This window comes from Burkholderia sp. LAS2 (genome assembly GCF_018417615.1).
Lineage (GTDB): Bacteria > Pseudomonadota > Gammaproteobacteria > Burkholderiales > Burkholderiaceae > Burkholderia > Burkholderia sola.
This window is the reverse complement of the sequence record NZ_CP071054.1, coordinates 280,604-298,033: the sequence shown is the minus strand read 5'-3', so window position 1 is coordinate 298,033 and position 17,430 is coordinate 280,604. Positions and strand designations below refer to the sequence as shown.

Sequence of the window (17,430 nt, the reverse complement as noted above, 5' to 3'; positions counted from 1 at the left end):
ACTTGCATTCATTTCGAATCAATGCCCGCCTTTCTCACCAGCAAAAATTACCGTCTCAATGCCATTTCCGTCATTTCTTCGGATGATTCGCACCCGCCAGCGGCTGGCATAACCGCGGCGCAAGACCGACATCACCGAAATGATTAATGATTTGGATTTTCCAATATGGAAATACAATAACTGGATACGATTTTCATGAAATAACCTCCAACATAAATCTACAACCAATATACAAATCAATATACGAATTTACATTTGTTTGTTTTTCGCGAGTTGAAAATTTGCGTTCCGCTCAATAGAATCGATCAATCAGAGACATGCGGCCGACACTTCAATCGGCTTACCTGGACATTCATGAATTCCCCCTTTGCGTCCCCCGATCCGCTCGACGATGCCGAACGCGGACTTCGTCAGGACGAGTTCTTTTTCCTCCTGCAACCCAAGTTCGCACTCCGGGGGATTCGCCTGGCCGGGTTCGAATGTCTGATGCGCTGGCATCATCCGGCGCGCGGCATCCTGGAGCCGGCGTCGTTCATCAGCCTGATCGAGGATTCATGCCTGGCCACCCGCTTCACGGACCTGCTCACCCGGCGCGCGGCGCACCTGCTCGCGCAGTGGAAGGCAGCCGGTCGCGGCGAGTTGTCGCTCGCGATCAATCTGTCTCCGTCGGAGCTGGGCCACCCGGATTTTCCCGCGCAGCTTGCCGCGCTGCTGACGTCGCTCGCGCTCGAACCGGCTCGCGTCGAAATCGAGCTGACCGATGTCGTTCCGCCTGCCCGGCTCGACTGGCTCGTGGAGGCCATCCACGCGACGCAGGCAATCGGCGTGCGCGTCGCGCTGGACGACTTCGGCGCAGGCTTCAATTCGCTGACGCTGTTGCAGCAGTTGCCGGTGGATATCGTCAAGTTCGATCGCTCGCTGATCCGCGATGTCCTGCAGAACAGCGAATCCATGCGGGTCGTTGAAACCCTGGTGCAGATCGCGCAAGGTCATGGCAAGCATATCGTGATGACCGGCATCGAAACCGCCGAGCAGTTCGAGTGGGCTGGCACGCTGCCGGACGTCGACGGCCAAGGCTTCTACCTCGGCGAGCCGCTGCACGAAGCGGCGGTCGCGACGTTCATCACCGATTACCATGCGCGGATCCCCTCGTAGCCCTGCGTGCACCGGTCGCGCCATGGGCGACGGGTAGGCGCCATTCGTGCTTCAGGCTCGCGGCTGCATGCGTCATGCGCCGGGCCGGCATGCCGGACGCCGCAGCATCCCGGGATTCATCCAGAACATCGACGGCCATCTACGCTCCGATCGGGCTGTTTGTTCGCGCCGCCGTGTGCGACATGCAGCCAGCATAGAACGGCGGCCCGAGCGCTCAAAGTGAACTTTTGTCACTTTCGCGAGCATTTCCACAGCGCGCCCACATTTCGGGAAAGGCGCCGATCGGCCGCGCACCGGCGCGCGCCGGTGCGTCGCGCGTGAATCACCAGCGAATCAACGCCGAGCCCCACGTGAAGCCCGAGCCCATTGCGGGCGTCAGGACGAGGTCGTTCTCCTTGATGCGCCCGTCGGATACCGCTTCGCTGAGCGCGAGCGGAATCGACGCCGCCGACGTGTTGCCGTGTTTGCTGACGGTAAGCACGACCTTCTCCATCGGCAGATTCAACTTCGTGCCGACGGTTTGCACGATGCGCTGGTTCGCCTGATGCGGAACGATCCAGTCGACGTCGTCCCGGCTCAGGCCATTCGCCTCCAGCGCTTCCTGCGACGCGTCGGCGAGATTGACCACCGCATGCAGGAATACGTCGCGGCCCTCCAGATGCATCTTGCCGGCGCTCTGCGTCGACGACACCCCGCCGTCCGTGTGAATCTTGTCCCAGTACCGCCCGTCCGAATGCAGATGCGTGGAGAGCACGCCGCGCGGCTTGTCGCCTTCGCGCCGTTCGCCGCGCAACACCAGCGCGCCCGCACCGTCGCCGAACAGCACGCAGCTGTTGCGGTCCTGCCAGTCGACGATACGCGACATCGTTTCCGCGCCGATCACCAGCGCTGTGCGCGCCTGGCCGAGGCGGATCATGTTGTCGGCGACCGAAAGCGCGAAAACGAAACCGGAACAGACGGCCTGCACATCGAACGCGGCGCCGCGCGGCATGCCGATCGCCTCCTGAACACGCACGGCCGTCGCGGGCATCGTGCGGTCCGGCGTGCAGGTCGCGAGCACGATGAGATCGACGTCCGTCGCGGCGATCCCGGCGTGACTCAGTGCGGCGCGGGCCGCGCCGATCGCGAGATCGGACGTGTTCTCGCCGGGCGCCGCGATCCTGCGCTCCTTGATGCCGGTGCGCTGCGTGATCCACTCGTCCGTGGTGTCGACCCTGAGCGCGATGTCATGATTCGTCATGCGGTGTTCGGGCAACGCGGAACCGCAGCCGACGACGCGCGACGTCCAGTGGCCCGCGCGATTGATTTCCACCATCTTCTGTACTCCGATCAAAGTCGATGACGCGCCGGCCGCCCGATGTCTCGAACCGGCGCCGTGGCGTTACCAGGTTCCGACGCTCGCGTCTTCGCCCGGCCTGGCGGCAGCGCTCGTGTCCTGCCGTTGCAGCGAGACGAGATGCTCGGCCAGCGCATTGAAGGTCGGATAGTCGTAAAGGACGGTATCGTCGATCTTGATGTTGAGACGCTCTTCGAGGAAGAACGCGAGTTCGACGGAATGCATCGAATCGAAACCGGCGTCGGCGAAGGTCTGTTCGAGATCGGTCGGCACCTGCAGATTGTTCGCTTCGGTCCACTCCTGGATCCACGCGAGAATGGTTGCGGCGGTGACCGTCGGCGCGTTGACGGTGGCGGCTTGAATGTGATCGCTCATGGCATCGATTCCTTGAAGTCGGATTGAGAACGATGAAGGCGCGGCAGCGACGCCGCACCGGGGAAAACGGCAAGGGAGCGTCTATGCGGGCGTCGCGCGCATCAGCGGTTCTGGCTCGGCATGCGGCTCATCGGTATCGCGTCCACCGAAAAGGTGCGCCAGGCGCCGCACCGAAGGTTCACGCACGATGGAGTTGTGGTCGTCATCGAACACGCTGACCGTGACGCCGCCGCGCCCGAGACGGCCCAGTTGCTGCTCTGCCAGCGTGCTCGACATCCCGCGCTTGTCGCGTGCAGCGAGCGCATATCCGATGCGCGTTTGCACCTGTTGCGGGTGATGGCGTGCGAGCGCCACCGCGCTCACGGCATGCAGCCGCGCGATGTGGTCGAACATCGCGGGCTGGGCCCGGCGGCGCACGTCGGCGAGATAGAAGTCCTGGTCGAGCATTGCATCGAAACGCGGGTCGGCCAGCCATCGCTCGACTGCCTGCGCGCCGTCGTCCGGCGCAAGATCAGCGGCCAGTGCGCGCAACCGCGTGGCGAATTCGCCGTCGTGGAGCGGGCTGTCGACGATCATCAACGGCGGGGCGCTCTCGCCCTCCGACTCCCACTGCGCGGCCATTTCGTGCGCGACGATCCCGCCGAACGACCAGCCGCCGAGCAGATCGGGCTGCCTGCCGTGCGTCGCGAGCAGCGCCGCGCGATAGCGCGACGCCAGTTGCGCGATCGAAAGATACGCTGGCGCATGGCCCTGGTCCGCGTACGGATGACGGATCGCGACGACCGTCGGATCCCCCGGCCATGAGGCGGCCAGTTCCTGATAACACAGCACGTTTCCACCGACCGGATGCACGAGCGCCACGAGCGGCCCGCCCCCCTCGCGCAGCGTCACGACGAGGCCGGCGTCACCGCCCGCTCCGGCCGGTCGTCGCGGATCGGTCGCGAGGACTTCGCGAGCAGGCGCGTCACCGTCCGTCGCGGCGAACCACGCCGCCAGCGTCTGGAGCGATGCGCCGCGCGCCAGCATGGCGATCGGCGGCATCTTGCCGAGCCGTTGATGCAGGCGGACCCGCAGCTCCGTCAACGCCAGCGAGTCGAGCCCCTGGCCGACGAGCGAAAGCCCGTCGTCGAGCACGACGGTATCCGGGGCGACCGCTGCCGCGATCGTGCGCAGCGTCGCGACCATCTGCGCCGCGCCCGCCGGTGCCGCGTCGGCGCGATTGGCCGCACTCGAATGCGGCGGCCGGGCCGCCTCGCTCGATGCGACGCCGCTTCGTTGGCGCACCGGGCCGCGCCCCGCTTCGGCGAGATCGGGGAACGGCAGCTCGAAACGCTCGGTGTCGAACGCGTAACCCGGCGCTTCGGCCGGCTGCGGCGCATTGCCGTACAGCTTGTGCCATGCGATCTTCTGCCCTTCGCCGTAAAGACGTGCGCAGCCATGGGCAAAGCCGGTCGCTTCGGTTTCCTCATCGCCTTCCGGGCCGTCCGCGAGCGACGCGATCGCGCATTGCCATTCGCCGCCCGCGGCGGCGCGCGCGAGCTTCGACAGCGCCGCGCCGGGTCCCACTTCGACGAAGAGCGTCTTGCCGTCCGAGGCCGCGAGCAACGCGTCATGAAAACGCACCGGCTGTTCGACGAGATCGAGCCAGTGCTCGACGCCGGCGATCGCATCGGTCGCGACGGCGCCCGTGAGGGTGGAGACGAGCGGAATCGACGGCGGCGCGAACGTCAGCGGTTCGAGCGCACGCCGGAACGCTTCGCGCATCGAACGCAGCATCGGCGAATGGCCCGGCGTGTCGTAGGTCTTCAGCAGCGACACGCGTTTGCCCGCCGCGACCATCGCGTCGTGCACGCGCGCCACCGCTTCCTGCGTACCGCTCACGACGGTCTGCCCCGGCCCGTTGATGCCGGCGACGAACAGATCCGTCCCGAACGCGAAGCGCGTGGAGAGTTCGTCGGCCGCGGCAGCCACCGCGAGCATCGCGCCGGCCGGCGTCGCGGTGTCGAACAGTCGGCCACGTGCCTCCACGGCGGCGAGGCCGTCGGCGAGCGACATCACGCCGCCGATCACGGCGGCCACGTGCTCGCCGAGCGAATGCCCGATCAGCAGGTCGGGCTGTACGCCGAGTTCCATCCAGGTACGCGCGAGCGCATAGCACACGACGAAGTGGGCCAATTGCCCCGGATGATGACGCACCGCTTGCGCGCTGCGGCCGACGATCGCATCGAGCACGTCGCGCGCCGTCTCGCCGCCCAGCAGGCGCAGGCACGCGTCCGCGTGTTTGCGGAACAGGCCGTTGCCGTGGTAGAGATTCCCGCCGACGCCCGGCTGCCATGCGCCCTGACCGGGCACGAGAAACGCGACGCGGGGCTTGCGCGGCGGTTCGCCCGCATGCCAGTTCCCGGACGGATCGTCCGCGAGGAAGGCGTCGAGCGCGGCGATGAAATCCGCTTTCGTCGTGCCGACCAGCGCGACGCGATGATCGAAATGATCGCGCCGCACGTTCGACGTGTGACACGCATCGCGCAGCGGGACGGACGTGCCCGCAAGCCACGCCCGCCATGCCGTCGCGACACGCCGCCGCGCGTCCGGCGAGCGCCCGGAAAGCGTCAATACGCGTTCGCGCTCGATCGGCGCACCGGCGTCCGATACGAGCGCCGGCGCGGACAGAATCAGGTGGACGTTGGTCCCGGTGATGCCGAAACCGCTCACGCCGACCAGCGTCTCGCCTTCGCCGAGCGGCGTGCCTTCGCGCGGAATGGCGAGCTGCGCGCCTTCCCAGTGAAACCGCGGGTTCGGCGTCTCGAAATTCACCTGCGCGGGCACGTGCCGGTGCCGCAGGATCAGCATCGCCTTGATGAAGCCGGCCATGCCCGCGGCGCCCTCCAGATGCCCGAGCTGCGACTTCACGGAGCCGACGAGGATCGGCTTGTCGCGTGCGACGGCACGCGCATAGACGTTACGCAGCGCGGAAAGCTCGATCGGATCGCCAAGCGCCGTGCCCGTACCATGCGCTTCCACGTACGCAACCGCTTCCGGCCGAACGCCCGCCCGCATCATCGCCCGGCGAATGACGGCTTCCTGGGCCGCGCCGTTCGGCGCGGTGAGACCGTTGCTCGCTCCGTCGCTGTTGACGGCCGACCCGATCAGCACCGCATCGATGCGGTCGCCATGCGCGAGCGCGTCGTCATGCCGCTTCATCACGATCACGCCGCCGCCTTCGCCGCGAATATAACCGTCGGCGCTCGCGTCGAACGGACGACATTGCCCGGAGATGGACATCGCCTGGAGCCGCGCGATGCCGATCGTTTCCTCCGGCCCGAGGATCAGGTTCACGCCGCCGGCGATCGCGACGTCGCATTCGCCGCCCTGCAGGCTCTGCGCGGCGAGATGGATCGCGACCAGCGACGACGAACAGGTCGTATCGACGAAGATCGCGGGCCCGCTCAAGCCCAGTATGTGCGCGACGCGCCCGGGGGCCATCGCGCGCAGGTTGCCGAGCTTCGAATAGGTGGTGATGCGCGATGGATCGCCGGACCAGACGGTGCGCCGGCCATAGTCGGCCTCGCCGATCGTCATGAAGACCCCGACGTTCCTGCCGCGCAGCCGGCCCGGCGCGATGCCCGCGTTCTCGAGCGCCGCCCATGCGAGTTCGAGCATCCAGCGCTGCTGCGGATCCATCTCCATCGCCTCGGCCGCCGAGGTGCGGAACAACTTACGGTCGAAGCGGAACGGATCGTCGACATAGCCGGCCACGCGCGAATACGTGGTGCCGGGCTCGTCCGTATCCGGCGAATAGAACGCATCGACATCGAAGCGTTCGCGCGGCGTTTCGCGGATCGCCGTGCGCCCGGAATTCAGCAGCGTCCAATAGCTCGACGCACAGGACGCGCCGCCCGGAAAACGGCACGACATGCCGATGATGGCGACCCGTTGCGCTTGCGTGTTTGACTGGTTCATACCGTCCTCTCGGCGGGAAGGGTTCATCCGGCCTAGTGGCGGCTCGCCGCGGCGAGATCGTCGCTGCTGCTCGCCTGGACGAGCACGGCCATGTTGCCGGGCAGGTGCCGGTTCTCGCGGATCTTCGCGTGCGCGTCCGGCAGGCGGCTCCACGGAAACACTTCCGACAGGCACGGGTCGATCTTGCCGCTCATCACGAGCCGGTTGGCCTGCGACGCTTCCTTGAGGTTCGCGAAGTGGCTGCCCTGAATGCGTTTCTGGCGCATCCACACGTAGCGCGCATCGCAGGTCAGGTCGTAGCCGCTCGTCGCCGCGCAGAACACGACCATGCCGCCGCGTTTCACGACGTAGCAGGACGGGGCGAACGTATTGCGGCCCGGGTGCTCGAACACCATGTCGACGTCGCGCTTTTCGCCGAGTGCAACCCAGATCGCCTTTCCGAACTTCTTGACTTCATCGACATAGGCGGCGTACTCGGCCTTCGCATCGACGGGCGGCGGCGCGCCCCAGCACGAAAAATCCGAACGGTTGATCACGCCCACCGCGCCGAGCCGCTTGACGAACTCGGCCTTCGACGCATCGGAGACCACGGCGACGGGGCGTGCACCTGCCAGCGCCGCGAGCTGGATCGCCATCGTTCCGAGCCCGCCCGCCGCGCCCCACACGAGCACCGATTGCCCCGCGGAAAGCACGTGCGGCTTGTGACCGAACAGCATCCGGTATGCAGTCGCGAGCGTGAGCGTATAGCAGGCGCTGGCGGCCCACGTGAGGTGTTTCGGGCGCGGCATCAGCTGCGTCGACTGCACGCGCGCGAACTGCGCGAACGAGCCATGCGAGGTTTCGTAACCCCAGATGCGTTGCGACGGGGACAGCATCGGATCGCCGCCGTTGCATTCCTCGTCGTCGCCATCGACCTGGGAGCAGTGCGCGACCACCTCGTCGCCCACCTTCCACTTCTTCACGTTCGACCCGACGGCCCATACGATGCCCGCCGCATCCGAGCCGGTGATGTGATACGGATCGTCATGCAGGTCCAGCACCGAGAACGGCTGGCCGAGCGCCGCCCACACGCCGTTGTAGTTGACGCCGGCCGCCATCACGAGCACCAGCACGTCGTTCGGGCCGAGCGACGGCACGTCGACGATTTCGTTCGTGAATGCGTGCTGCGGCTCCCCGTGGTTCTCACGGCGAATCGTCCACGCGTGCATTTTCTTCGGCACGACGCCCAGCGGAATCGCGCTGCCGATGTCGAACAGTTCGGGCGGGTTCTTTCTCGTTTCGACAACAAAATCGATTGTTTTGGTATCCATAACAATATTTATGAAAGTGTTGATCCGATAAACGCTGCACTCGCGTCGCTAGACCGCCCGTGGCGCAGTCGTGCGCATCACGTCGCGGCCATCCCGCCGTCCACCGACAGCGCGGTGCCGGTCATGAACGAGGACGCGTCGCTCGCGAGGAACGTGACCGCCTCCGCGATTTCCTGCTCGGTCCCCAGCCGGCCGACCGGATGAAACGCCTTGATCTGGTCGGTCATGCCGGTTTCATCGAGAAACTTCTCCACCATCGCCGTCGCCACGAACGCCGGGCAGATCGCGTTGACACGGATATTCTGCTTCGCATATTCGAGCGCGGCCGCTTTCGTCAGCCCGAGGATGCCGGCCTTCGACGCGTGATAACTGCAACCACCGAATGCCGATGCCACGAGGCCATACGTGGACGACATATTGACGATCGCGCCGCCGCCCGCTTTCAGCATTTCCGGAATTTCGTATTTCATCGAAAGGAACATCCCTTTCAGATTGATATCCATCACGTAATCCCAGCTCGCCTCGTCGGTATCGGCCACGGCTTTGCCGAATGCCTCCACGCCAGCGTTATTGAACGCGATATCGAGCCGGCCGAATTCACGTACGGTCTGCGCGACCATGTGCGCGCAATCCTCCGCGCTGGACACGTCGGTCTTCACGAACAGCGCCTCGCCGCCCGCGCGGCGGACCTCTTCGACAACGGCCAGACCTTCGTCGATGCGGCGCGACGCGATCGCGACCCGCGCGCCTTCGCCGGCGAACAGCAATGCCGTGGTCCGGCCGATACCCGAACTTCCCCCGGTCACGAGGGCAACCTTTTGATGAAGCTTCAGCATCGTATTCTCCAGTCGCGTTGATATGCAGGCCCCGTCATCACCACCCCAATCTTTTTCAGATCGAATCGCAAATGAATCGTCGGTTCTTGACGGGATGGATTCTAGACGGCGAAAACCCTGCGCCGATGAAAAGTGAAAAAAGTTCAAATTTGATTGTCGGACGGACGAATATCATCGCTGACGTCACGACACTTCACCTTCAATTCATCGGCCTCCTATGCGCGCGAATACGATCACCCGGCATGAACTCGGCATGTCCGTCATTCACACGATCGGCGACGAAGGCTTCGTCGACCTGAGCGCGGCGCTCGAGCGTCTCGACCCCGATTTCAAGCGATTGCTCATCGAGGGCGCTTATGCCGACATCATCGCGCGCCCCAACCTCTCGCTGAAGCACCGGGAACTCGTCACGGTCGCGGTGCTCGCGACGATGGGCAATACGGATGGTGCTCTGAAATACCACGCGGGCGGCATGCTGAATACCGGCTGGGCGCCGCATGCGGTGCTCGACGCGGCGTTCGAGACGCTCCATTACGCAGGCGTGCCGGTGGCCATGGCCGCGATGCGCCACATCGTAGCGTTGTTGCGCGAGCGTGACATCGATATCGGCCTCGATTTCGATCTTTTCAAGGATTCCGAAGCGGCGATCGCCACGCTGTTGCAACGCCGGCCACGACCATTCAATGCGCTGACGCCGAAGGAGCGCCGCCTCACCGCGCTCGCGATCGTCATCGCGTGCGAAAACCGGCACGACGCGGTTCGCGTCCATGTCAACGCCTGTTTGCACGCTGGCTGGACGCGCAGCGAGCTGACGGAGGTATTGATTCAACTGACCGGCTATATCGGCTGGCCGCTCATCCTGCCCGTGTCCCGCATCGTGCTCGACGTGTTCGATGCGTTCGGTGCGCTCAACGGCGCGCAGGACGGCTCGGCGGAGATCCAGGCGAACGCGCCGACCGAGCAGCATGCGCTGCAACGCGACCTGTGTCCGCCGCCAGCGGTAGGCGGCTTCGCGGACATGTCGTCCGCCATCGCGCGTGGCGTCGACCGGCTGGCCAGTGCGGCATCGGGCGACGAGCCGGTCGAGCATGCGAAAGCGCGCCACCTCACGTCAATCGCGTGCCTGACCTGCCTCGCGCGCAATGCCGATGCCCACTCGCTTACCACGCACATCGGCGACGCACGCCGGTCGGGCGCATCGCGGCACGAGATCGTCGAGACCATCGTCGGCGCACTGCCGCATGCCGGCGTGCTGGCCGTGCAATGGGCGCTCGCCGTGGCGCACCAGTCGTTCGCCTCGGCGGATCGGCACGCGGCGCGCGAGCACGGCAACGTGCTGGCCTGAAGACGAAGGCGCTCCGCCTCCCCCATACCATTCGGCACGAACGACACAGGAAACGACGATGAACGATGAAGGCGGATACGATCTCGAGGATCTCATGCCCGGCATGAACGCGTGCTTTTCGAAGACCCTTTCCGAGCACGACGTGCAGCTGTTCGCGAACGCGACCGGCGACCGGAACCCCGTGCATCTCGACGAGGCCTATGCGCAGCGAACGTTTTTCGGCGGCCGCATCGCGCACGGCATGTTGTCCGCCTCCGTGATATCGGCGGCGATCGCGACGCATCTGCCGGGGCCCGGCTCGATCTACCTGTCGCAGGATCTGCGATTCCGCCGCCCGGTCAAGCTGGGCGAAACGGTTCTCGCGACGGTGACGGTCAAGGAGATTCTCGCGAGCCGGCGTCGGGTCGTGCTGGAAACCCGTTGCGAAGTCGACGGCCTCGTCGTCGTGGAAGGCACGGCGGTGGTAATGCCCACGAATGCGGCGGCGCGCAGGAAGGACGCGGCGAGCGTGCAGGATCAGGCGGTTTGACGGCCGTTCGAAGCGGGACTGCCGGCGTCGTCGCGCGCGCGACCCGCGATCACGCGAGCCCGCTTCGTCGCCGATGATCGACGCCTGACGTGCGACATGGGTACGGGCTCGGCAGGCCGCAGCGATCGCATGGGCGACGCACCGGCCGGGCCAGCACGTCGCTCGGCATCGTCGTCGACGGGACGATGTTCGCCGGCGCCCCCGTCGACCACGACGATTCAGCCGCACGGCCGCCACGCCGTCCCTGCCGTGCTACGCCTTTTTCGAATAGGCGCTGCACCAGCCTTTAGCATTGACCTGCTTGCCGCCGAAAATGGCGCACGGCCCCATCCCGGCGCCGGCCTTGCCCTGGAAGAACTGGCAGTTCGAGCAGGTCTCGCCCGCCTGGAGTTTCGGGAACTTCGCATGGTCGACCCGGCTGGCATCCGTCTTGTAGCCGAGCGTCTGGGCATTTGCATCGGACTCCTTCACGGCACCGGCACCGGCATCCGCCGCCGCGCGGCGTCCCAAGGCCAGTGCGGATGCCAGAACGGTGGTGGTTGCGATAAAACGTCGGCGTGAAAACTTCATGGCGTCCTCCTCCATGTTTGCGTGAACGGATGTCCGCGAATCGGCCGTCGAATGAATCAGTGGAAGAACAGCGCCCGCATCCCGAACGTGTGATGCGCTTCCGCCGCCATCAGCACCATGAGCACCAGCAGGCACAACGGCGGTATCAGGATCGCATACACGAGTGCCAGCCGCTCCCACATCATGTGCATGAAGATCGACACGATCAGCCCGGCCTTCGCGATCATCAGCACGACGATCAGCACCCAGCGCGGCAAGCCCTGCACGTTGAAGTAGTCGACCAGGTACGACAACGTGCTCAGCACGAACAGCAGGCCCCAGATCTTCAGGTAGAGGCCGATCGGATGCTGCTGGCCGTGTGCGGCGTCGGGTCGATCGGCGGGATCGGTATGCTCCATGGCCTGCCTCACCACAAATAGAACAGCGCGAAGATGAACACCCACACCAGGTCGACGAAGTGCCAGTACAGGCCGGCGATTTCGACGATCTGGAAGTTGCCGTGTTCGGCGAATCCGGGCTGCCGGATCTTGCGTGCGATCAGCAGCAGGTAGATCACGCCGCAGGTCACGTGAAAGCCGTGGAACCCGGTGATCGTGAAGAAGCACGCGCCAAACTGCGCCGCGCCCAGCGGGTTGCCCCAGGGCCGGATACCTTCGTGGACGATCAGCTTGGTCCATTCGAGGGCCTGCATCGACACGAAGCTCGCGCCCAGCAGCGCGGTCGCGAGCAGCAGCGCGCCGGCGCGCCTGGCGTTGCGCCGGTAGCCGAAGTTGACCGCCATCGCCATGGTGCCGCTGCTGGTGATCAGGATGAACGTCATGATGGCAATCAGCAGCAACGGCACATCCAGGCCGCCCACCGTGAGCCCGAACACCTTGGACGTGTCGGGCCACGGCGCCGTGGTCGACATGCGCACCGACATGTAGCCGATCAGGAAGCTGCTGAAGACGAACGTGTCCGACAGCAGGAAGATCCACATCATCGCCTTGCCCCACGGCACCTTGAAGGCTTCGCGGTCGGCCGACCAGTCGGTGACGATGCCGCGCCAGCCGTCGGGCCGGGCGTCGGCGGGCGGGGCCGCCGGCGATTCGGCAGCGGATTCGGTGTGCACCGTGGGCGAGGTCATGGCGCGGCTCCATACAGCGGCCCGCAGATCGCGGCGACGATCCCGGGGGTAAGCCACCACATCGCCGCCAGCAGCACGAGCCAGACCGCAAGCAGGAAATGCCAGTAAAGCGCGCACAGCGCGATGGCGCGCCGGGCCCGGAACGGGTCCGCGCGCCGGAGTTGCACGATCGTCACGGCCCACGCCACGAGCCCGCCCAGCACATGCAACCCGTGCAGGCCCGTGAGCAGGTAAAGGAAGCTGTTGGACGGATTGACGGTGACGGTCTGCCCGGCCGCCGCCAGCATGTGCCAGGCGGTCAGTTGCCCGATCACGAACACGGCCGCCAGCACGCCGCCGCCCACCAGCCACGCCATGCGGTGCACGGCCGGTTGCCGGGCACGCTGCATCGCGACGCTGGCGAGCACCAACGCACCGGTGTTCCACCACAGCAGCGCCGGATGCGGGATCGGCTGCCAGTCGGGTTCGCGCATGCGCATCGCATAGGCGAGCAGCAGCAGCGAAAACAACGTCGTGGCGACCGCCATGAAGACGATCAGGCCGGTGCGGCCCGCATTCGGCAAGCCGGGCGGCGCGTCGGGAACGAAGGGGCGCGGCAGCGTGGTCATTCGCGTGCCTCGCCGGGGTGAAGCGTCGGATGGACCGGTTCAGGCGCCGTCGCAGGCGGCTGGTTTTGCGGCACGAAGTCTGCCCCTTGTCCCGGCGGACTGTATTCGTATGCCCAGCGATAGACGACAGGCAGCGCCGCGCCCCAGTTGCCGTGCACGGGCGGCGTCTGCGGCGTCTGCCATTCGAGTGTGGTGGCGCGCCACGGATTGCCGTCGGCACGCCGGCCGTGCGCGAGGCTCCACGCGAGATTGAACAGGAACAGCAACTGCGCCGCCGCGACGATCAGCGCGACGACGGTGATGAACGTGTTGAGCGTCTGTGCCGAATGCGGAATGAAGCTGTAGCCCTGATAGGCGTAATACCGCCGCGGCATGCCAAGGATGCCGAGATAGTGCATCGGGAAGTAGATCGCATAGGTGCCGACGAAGGTGATCCAGAAATGCGCGCGCCCGAGCCTGTCGTCGAGCATGCGGCCCGTCACCTTCGGGTACCAGTGGTAAATGCCGCCGAACACCACCAGGATCGGCGACACGGCCATCACCATGTGGAAATGCGCGACCACGAAGTACGTGTTCGACAGCGGGATGTCGACGCTCACGTTGCCGAGGTAGAGCCCGGTCAGCCCGCCCAGCACGAAGGTGCTGACGAAGCCGATGGCGAACAGCATCGGCACGGTCAGGTGGATATCGCCGCGCCACAGCGTCAGCACCCAGTTGTAGACCTTGAGGGCGGTCGGGACGGCGATGACGAGCGTGGTCGTCGCGAAAAAGAAGCCGAAGTACGGATTCATGCCGGCGACGAACATGTGGTGCGCCCAGACCACGAAGCTCAGCGCGCCGATGACGACGATCGCCCACACCATCATCCGGTAGCCGAAGATGCTCTTGCGCGCGTGCGTGCTGATCAGGTCCGACGCGATGCCGAAGGCCGGCAGCGCGACGATGTAGACCTCCGGATGCCCGAAGAACCAGAACAGGTGCTGGAACAGCAGCGGGCTGCCGCCGGCATGCTTGAGCGTCTGCCCCATCGACACCACGGCCGGGATGAAGAAACTGGTGCCGAGCGTCCTGTCGAGCAGCATCATGACCGCCGACACGAACAGCGCCGGAAACGCCAGCAGCGCCATGATGGTCGCGATGAAGATGCCCCACACCGTGAGCGGCATGCGCATCAGCGTCATGCCGCGCGTGCGCGCCTGTAGCGTGGTGGTCACGTAGTTCAGGCCGCCCATCGTGGCCGCGACGATGAAGATCGCCAGCGACACGAGCATCAGCACGATGCCCCATTCGACGCCCGGCGTGCCCGGCAGGATGGCCTGCGGCGGATACAGCGTCCAGCCCGCGCCGGTCGGCCCGCCCGGCACGAAGAAGCTCGCCGCCAGCACCAGCACGGCCAGCAGGTAAACCCAGTAGCTCAGCATGTTGAGAAACGGGAACACCATGTCGCGCGCGCCCAGCATCAGCGGGATCAGATAGTTGCCGAAGCCGCCGAGAAACAATGCCGTCAGCAGGTAGATCACCATGATCATCCCGTGCATGGTGACGAACTGGTAGTAGTGGTTCGCGTCGATGAAAGCGAACTTGCCCGGAAAGCCGAGCTGCAGCCGCATCAGGTCCGACAGCACGAGGCCCACCAGGCCGATGGCGATGGCCGTCAGCGCGTACTGCACGGCGATGACCTTGTGGTCCTGGCTCCACACATAGCGGGTCCAGAAGCTGTGCGGGACATGGTCGAGGTGCGCGTGGGGCATGGCATCCGCTCCGTCAGGGTTGGGCTGCGCTGCTTGCGGGGGCCGGCCCGCCTTGCGCCTTGATATAGGCCACCAGCGCGGTCAGTTCCTGCTCGCTCAGGTCGAAGCGCGGCATGATCGGCGAGAAGCCCTTCACGACCCGGGCCGTCGGATCGCGGATAAATGCGCGCAGGTAGGCTTCGTCCACCTTCGCGGTGCTGCCGTCGGCCATCGTTTCGGTCTTGCCGTACAGGCCCTTCCACGTCGGGCCGACGCGCGGCGTGCCGTCCACGGTGTGACAGGCGACGCAGCCCTTGGCGGCCGCGAGCGTCTTGCCCAGGTCGGCAAGCGCCTGCGCGCTGCCGCCGGCCGCGGCGGGGGCGGCCTGCACGCGGGCCTGCTGCTGTTGCGCGAACGTGGTCTGCTGCGCCAGCCAGCGCGAGAACGCGGCTTCGTCTTCCACCACCACCACGCCGCGCATGGTCGAATGCCCGATCCCGCAGAGCTGCGCGCACAGGATGTCGTAACGCCCGGCCTTGGTCGGCGTGAACCAGAAGGTCGTCACCATGCCCGGCACCATGTTCATGCGCGCCCGGAACGGCGGGACGTAGAAGTCGTGCAGCACGTCGCGCGACCGTGTCAGGACCTGCACCGGCCGGTTGAGCGGCAGGTGCACCTCGGGTGTCTCGATCAGGTAGTTGTCGCGGCCGTTGGGGTCGGCGGGGTTCATGCCGAACGGGTTGTCGTTGCTGATGTAGCGCACGTCGGTCGTGCCCAGCTTCCCGCCGGGGCCGGCGAAGCGGAAGCGCCATTGCCATTGCTGGCCGAGCACTTCCATCTGCAGCACGTTGCGCGGCGGCCGGATGTAGTCGGCGTAGACGAACAGGCCCGGCGCCAGCAACGCCGCCACGCCGACGGCGGTCAGGCCGATCAGCCACCATTCCAGTGGCCGGTTGTGCGGCTCATAGGCCGCGCGATGCCCGCTGCGGTGGCGATAGCGCACGAGCGCGACCACGATGAACAGGTTGATTGCGACGAAGAATGCGCCGGTGATGACGAGCGTGATCGTCAGCATGTCGTCCATGCGCACCCAGTTCGACGCGATGGGCGTGATCCACCACGGACTGGCAAAGTGAAACCCCACCGCCAGGATGACGATCAGGACCAGGGCAATCGCAAGGGTCATGGGCCACCTCGCTGCGTGTCGCTCTCCGGAGCCGCCGACACCGGGTTCCGCGTCTCCCGCGGGCGCCGCGTATTCAAGGTCGGCGCGGCGGGAAACGCGATGCGTCAGTCGTCCACGTTCCGCTTGCGCAATCGTTCCAGCCTGCCGTAGGTAATGGCCGCAACCACGCCGAACAACAGGTTGGCCAGCAACGGCCCGCCCCCCCGCTCGGAGACGAACCACGGGAACACGGCCGTCATGACGTAGAAGTTCCACCCATACGCGACGATCCCGAACGCCAGCCCGATGGCGGCTTCCATGCCCACGCTCGAATCGAGGCGGAACGGCGCCATGACCGCGGCGAGCATCATCCCCATGATCGCGCCGAGCACGTAGTGCAGCAGCAGCGCCATCGCCACGATTTCAAGGTTGAATTGCGTCATCTGGCTGAGCGCGCTGCGGCCCATCACCATCGCCGCGATCTTGTGTGTCGGTTGCCAGGGGCTTGCGCCGAGCACGAGCGTCGACCAGACGAATTCCAGCGCGATCACCAGCGCACCGCCCGCGAGACCCGCCACGGCAGCGGCGACCCAGTCGGGCGTACGACGCGCCCAATGGTGCGATCGAATGTGCAGTTCCATACGACCTCCTTGTCGACGATTCGACGTCGACGCTTCGGTTCCGACGGCGTCACGCGCATCGGGCCGGCGTCCCTTGCGCGATTCGGCATGGCGGGCAGCGTTGCCGGCGCAACGTGCGAACGGCCCGCTCCGCGCGCGGCCCGCGGTGGCGGCCGTGCGTTCGACGCGACGCGTCGATGCACCCGCGTGTCGGGCGGGCCGGCCTGCTGTCGCGCGTCAGGGAAAGATCGGTGTCGTCGGCTCGGCGCCTTCCAGGTCCGCGTTCGGAAAATGCCGCGCGACCATCTCTTCGATTTCCTGCTCTCGCGATGCCGGCACGTCGGCCATGATCAGGATCTGGCCTTCCTGAATGGCGTCGCGAAATCGCTGGAGTCGCGCATTCGGCTCGGAGATGCCGATCATCGCGGCGGTCCACGCCCCGAAACCCGCTCCTGCCAACGTCAACCCGACGACGGCGCCGCCCGCGATCACGAGCTCCGCCGGCGGAAATACCAGCGCGACGAGGCCGATCAGCGCACCGGCCGCACCGCCGAGCGCGACGCCGCGCTCGAGCGCATGCACGACATCGCTGCTTTGCAGCAACGATGCTTCGGGCAACTGATCGAGTGTGACGCTGTGATTCGCGAGGACGTGGATGTGGCGCCAGATGATGCGCGCGCGCAGCAAGTCATCGACGATCGCCTTCGCCATCAGCGTATCGGGTACGAGGAAATAAAGGCGTCTCATGTTGACACCCCTTTTTGC

At 65.9% G+C, this 17,430-nt stretch carries 16 protein-coding genes; 3 read left to right on the top strand and 13 right to left on the bottom strand.

Annotation, left to right across the window (positions count from 1 at the left end; all coding sequences use genetic code 11):
* Positions 1 to 354: 354 nt before the first annotated feature.
* Positions 355 to 1,155, top strand: a complete 801-nt coding sequence (locus JYG37_RS30490; RefSeq protein WP_124592628.1) for an EAL domain-containing protein — start codon at positions 355 to 357, stop codon at positions 1,153 to 1,155.
* Positions 1,156 to 1,477: 322 nt separating this feature from the next.
* On the opposite strand, the gene JYG37_RS30485 is transcribed toward JYG37_RS30490, so the two are convergent.
* The 5 genes from JYG37_RS30485 to JYG37_RS30465 form a co-directional block, all read right to left on the bottom strand.
* A complete protein-coding gene (locus JYG37_RS30485) occupies positions 1,478 to 2,470 on the bottom strand; it encodes a beta-ketoacyl-ACP synthase III (protein ID WP_089490075.1) in 993 nt (330 codons plus the stop codon).
* A gap of 66 nt (positions 2,471 to 2,536) precedes the next feature.
* Positions 2,537 to 2,866 carry an acyl carrier protein gene (locus JYG37_RS30480; protein ID WP_213346945.1) on the bottom strand — a complete coding sequence of 110 codons (330 nt, stop codon included), beginning with the start codon at positions 2,864 to 2,866 and terminating at the stop codon, positions 2,537 to 2,539.
* 81 nt (positions 2,867 to 2,947) lie between these two features.
* Positions 2,948 to 6,826, bottom strand: a complete 3,879-nt coding sequence (locus JYG37_RS30475; RefSeq protein ID WP_213346943.1) for a type I polyketide synthase — start codon at positions 6,824 to 6,826, stop codon at positions 2,948 to 2,950.
* Between the two features lie 32 nt (positions 6,827 to 6,858).
* Positions 6,859 to 8,136 carry a crotonyl-CoA carboxylase/reductase gene (gene ccrA / locus JYG37_RS30470; protein ID WP_124630076.1) on the bottom strand — a complete coding sequence of 426 codons (1,278 nt, stop codon included), beginning with the start codon at positions 8,134 to 8,136 and terminating at the stop codon, positions 6,859 to 6,861.
* A gap of 77 nt (positions 8,137 to 8,213) precedes the next feature.
* Complete coding sequence (locus tag JYG37_RS30465) at positions 8,214 to 8,972, bottom strand: SDR family NAD(P)-dependent oxidoreductase (RefSeq protein WP_089490078.1); 759 nt, start codon at positions 8,970 to 8,972, stop codon at positions 8,214 to 8,216.
* A gap of 217 nt (positions 8,973 to 9,189) precedes the next feature.
* On the opposite strand from JYG37_RS30465, the gene JYG37_RS30460 reads away from it, so the two are divergent.
* Together JYG37_RS30460 and JYG37_RS30455 are read left to right on the top strand one after the other, a co-directional pair.
* Positions 9,190 to 10,317 carry a carboxymuconolactone decarboxylase family protein gene (locus JYG37_RS30460; protein ID WP_349631913.1) on the top strand — a complete coding sequence of 376 codons (1,128 nt, stop codon included), beginning with the start codon at positions 9,190 to 9,192 and terminating at the stop codon, positions 10,315 to 10,317.
* 58 nt (positions 10,318 to 10,375) lie between these two features.
* The gene (locus JYG37_RS30455; RefSeq protein ID WP_050013530.1) at positions 10,376 to 10,846 is read left to right on the top strand and encodes a MaoC family dehydratase; all 471 of its coding nucleotides are present in this window, start codon (positions 10,376 to 10,378) and stop codon (positions 10,844 to 10,846) included.
* Between the two features lie 252 nt (positions 10,847 to 11,098).
* On the opposite strand, the gene JYG37_RS30450 is transcribed toward JYG37_RS30455, so the two are convergent.
* The 8 genes from JYG37_RS30450 to JYG37_RS30415 form a co-directional block, all read right to left on the bottom strand.
* Positions 11,099 to 11,416 (bottom strand): high-potential iron-sulfur protein, encoded by a 318-nt coding sequence (locus JYG37_RS30450; RefSeq protein ID WP_124637480.1) that lies wholly within the window; start codon positions 11,414 to 11,416, stop codon positions 11,099 to 11,101.
* Between the two features lie 56 nt (positions 11,417 to 11,472).
* Positions 11,473 to 11,814 carry a cytochrome C oxidase subunit IV family protein gene (locus JYG37_RS30445; RefSeq protein WP_050013531.1) on the bottom strand — a complete coding sequence of 114 codons (342 nt, stop codon included), beginning with the start codon at positions 11,812 to 11,814 and terminating at the stop codon, positions 11,473 to 11,475.
* An 8-nt stretch (positions 11,815 to 11,822) separates the two neighbouring features.
* Entirely contained in the window at positions 11,823 to 12,542 is a 720-nt protein-coding gene (locus JYG37_RS30440; protein ID WP_124592623.1) for a heme-copper oxidase subunit III family protein, read from the bottom strand.
* Positions 12,539 to 13,150 carry a cytochrome c oxidase subunit 3 gene (locus tag JYG37_RS30435; protein ID WP_124651671.1) on the bottom strand — a complete coding sequence of 204 codons (612 nt, stop codon included), beginning with the start codon at positions 13,148 to 13,150 and terminating at the stop codon, positions 12,539 to 12,541. The genes JYG37_RS30440 and JYG37_RS30435 overlap by 4 nt, the downstream gene beginning before the upstream one ends.
* Positions 13,147 to 14,901, bottom strand: a complete 1,755-nt coding sequence (gene ctaD, locus JYG37_RS30430) for a cytochrome c oxidase subunit I (protein WP_176015891.1) — start codon at positions 14,899 to 14,901, stop codon at positions 13,147 to 13,149. The genes JYG37_RS30435 and ctaD overlap by 4 nt, the downstream gene beginning before the upstream one ends.
* A gap of 13 nt (positions 14,902 to 14,914) precedes the next feature.
* Positions 14,915 to 16,066, bottom strand: a complete 1,152-nt coding sequence (locus tag JYG37_RS30425) for a c-type cytochrome (protein WP_124679187.1) — start codon at positions 16,064 to 16,066, stop codon at positions 14,915 to 14,917.
* 104 nt (positions 16,067 to 16,170) lie between these two features.
* On the bottom strand, positions 16,171 to 16,686 hold the full coding sequence (locus tag JYG37_RS30420) for a hypothetical protein (RefSeq protein ID WP_124679188.1): 516 nt from the start codon (positions 16,684 to 16,686) through the stop codon (positions 16,171 to 16,173).
* A gap of 216 nt (positions 16,687 to 16,902) precedes the next feature.
* On the bottom strand, positions 16,903 to 17,412 hold the full coding sequence (locus tag JYG37_RS30415; RefSeq protein WP_124555199.1) for a DUF1269 domain-containing protein: 510 nt from the start codon (positions 17,410 to 17,412) through the stop codon (positions 16,903 to 16,905).
* Between the last annotated feature and the right edge of the window lie 18 nt (positions 17,413 to 17,430).

Bases quoted from the DNA above. Each gene is read 5' to 3' on its own strand.
- JYG37_RS30440 (WP_124592623.1), bottom strand. From the start codon at position 12,542: ATGACCTCGCCCACGGTGCACACCGAATCCGCTGCCGAATCGCCGGCG.
- JYG37_RS30475 (WP_213346943.1), bottom strand. From the start codon at position 6,826: ATGAACCAGTCAAACACGCAAGCGCAACGGGTCGCCATCATCGGCATG.
- JYG37_RS30415 (WP_124555199.1), bottom strand. From the start codon at position 17,412: ATGAGACGCCTTTATTTCCTCGTACCCGATACGCTGATGGCGAAGGCG.
- JYG37_RS30480 (WP_213346945.1), bottom strand. From the start codon at position 2,866: ATGAGCGATCACATTCAAGCCGCCACCGTCAACGCGCCGACGGTCACC.
- JYG37_RS30445 (WP_050013531.1), bottom strand. From the start codon at position 11,814: ATGGAGCATACCGATCCCGCCGATCGACCCGACGCCGCACACGGCCAG.
- ccrA (WP_124630076.1), bottom strand. From the start codon at position 8,136: ATGGATACCAAAACAATCGATTTTGTTGTCGAAACGAGAAAGAACCCG.
- JYG37_RS30435 (WP_124651671.1), bottom strand. From the start codon at position 13,150: ATGACCACGCTGCCGCGCCCCTTCGTTCCCGACGCGCCGCCCGGCTTG.
- JYG37_RS30460 (WP_349631913.1), top strand. From the start codon at position 9,190: ATGCGCGCGAATACGATCACCCGGCATGAACTCGGCATGTCCGTCATT.
- JYG37_RS30490 (WP_124592628.1), top strand. From the start codon at position 355: ATGAATTCCCCCTTTGCGTCCCCCGATCCGCTCGACGATGCCGAACGC.
- JYG37_RS30425 (WP_124679187.1), bottom strand. From the start codon at position 16,066: ATGACCCTTGCGATTGCCCTGGTCCTGATCGTCATCCTGGCGGTGGGG.
- ctaD (WP_176015891.1), bottom strand. From the start codon at position 14,901: ATGCCCCACGCGCACCTCGACCATGTCCCGCACAGCTTCTGGACCCGC.
- JYG37_RS30420 (WP_124679188.1), bottom strand. From the start codon at position 16,686: ATGGAACTGCACATTCGATCGCACCATTGGGCGCGTCGTACGCCCGAC.
- JYG37_RS30465 (WP_089490078.1), bottom strand. From the start codon at position 8,972: ATGCTGAAGCTTCATCAAAAGGTTGCCCTCGTGACCGGGGGAAGTTCG.
- JYG37_RS30450 (WP_124637480.1), bottom strand. From the start codon at position 11,416: ATGAAGTTTTCACGCCGACGTTTTATCGCAACCACCACCGTTCTGGCA.
- JYG37_RS30485 (WP_089490075.1), bottom strand. From the start codon at position 2,470: ATGGTGGAAATCAATCGCGCGGGCCACTGGACGTCGCGCGTCGTCGGC.
- JYG37_RS30455 (WP_050013530.1), top strand. From the start codon at position 10,376: ATGAACGATGAAGGCGGATACGATCTCGAGGATCTCATGCCCGGCATG.